1 pseudogene is annotated in these 624 nt (G+C 73.4%); it reads right to left on the reverse strand.

Features of this window, described 5'->3' with window-relative positions:
• A pseudogene (locus DD1DGNOD_RS19840) lies at positions 1 to 624 on the reverse strand (phenylalanine--tRNA ligase subunit beta); the annotation flags it as partial.

The following is a 624-nucleotide window of genomic DNA, read 5'->3' on the forward strand; positions in this document are numbered from 1 at the left end:
CGGTCGGCCGGCGGATAGGTGGACACCGCCGGCGCGGTGACCGGCGGACGCGACGACGCGATCTCGATCACCGTGTCGAGGTCGAGTTCCATGGCGCAGGTCCGGGCCGGCAGCCCGTACGCCGCGATCACGCGTGGGTGCAGCTCCCCGGCGTACCCGACCACACGGCCGTCCGCTGACAGGCGCGCGCACCGACCCGGGTGCCATGGCATCACCGCGTCCGCGGCCACTGCCAGTTCCACACCGGTGGCTTCCGCGACGGTGTGCGCCGCGTCGACGGCATCCTGCCAGGTTGCCGGCTGCCCTGGGCCCCACCAGCCGGCCGGCTCGCGACGGCCGGTCAGGACGACGGCCACCAGCCTGGGCTGTTCGGGCAGGACGGCGTTCAGCGCGGCGATCTCGGCGTCACCGGGCCGGTGGTCGACTGCCGGGGTGAGCGGCGGGGTCGGTGGCGTGGCAACCGTGACGACGGACCGGAAGACCAGACCGGTCTCGAACAGGGCCAGATCGGCCTGACCCCGGCCGATGTTGCGAACAGCCGCGGCGAACAGTCCCTGCAGCAGGGTTGTGCGCAGGTTGGAGGCATCCTCGGCGATCGGGTTGGCGATCCGGACCACCGCGGCC

Origin of the sequence: Candidatus Protofrankia californiensis, from assembly GCF_900634765.1 — a bacterium.
GTDB lineage: Bacteria > Actinomycetota > Actinomycetes > Frankiales > Frankiaceae > Protofrankia > Protofrankia californiensis.